The organism is Brevundimonas sp. (assembly GCF_036963785.1).
GTDB lineage: Bacteria > Pseudomonadota > Alphaproteobacteria > Caulobacterales > Caulobacteraceae > Brevundimonas.
Window position 1 is genome coordinate 1 of record NZ_JBALUS010000023.1, and the last position, 531, is coordinate 531.

Sequence of the window (531 nt, forward strand, 5' to 3'; positions counted from 1 at the left end):
GTAAAATTAAGGTTCGATTCCTTAGCATCTTTCAAGAAGTTTCTTCTTTAATTAGAGGGAAAGTTATTTGACATATTGAATTGACAACGCGTATTATTTAGAGATAGATAATATTTGAATTAAAACTAGAATGACCATTTTGAGCTCTCTAAGGAGAGTGATTAAATTTCCTTATATCGTGGAATATTATATAAGACACTACGATGAAGAGTTTGATCCTGGCTCAGGATGAACGCTAGCGGCAGGCCTAACACATGCAAGTCGAGGGGTAACAGGGAGCTTGCTCCGCTGACGACCGGCGCACGGGTGCGCAACGCGTATACAACCTGCCCCCCGCTGGGGAATAGCCCAGAGAAATTTGGATTAACGCCCCATGGCAACGCCGCACGGCATCGTGCGGGGTTCAAAGGACACGGCGGGGGATGGGTATGCGTCCCATTAGCTAGTTGGTGCGGTAACGGCGCACCAAGGCGACGATGGGTAGGGGTCCTGAGAGGGAGATCCCCCACACTGGTACTGAGACACGGACCA

Annotated in this window: 1 rRNA gene; it reads left to right on the plus strand. The window is 48.6% G+C overall.

Annotated elements, in window-relative coordinates:
• Positions 1 to 200: 200 nt before the first annotated feature.
• Positions 201 to 531, plus strand: a 16S ribosomal RNA gene (locus V7672_RS15270); the annotation flags it as partial.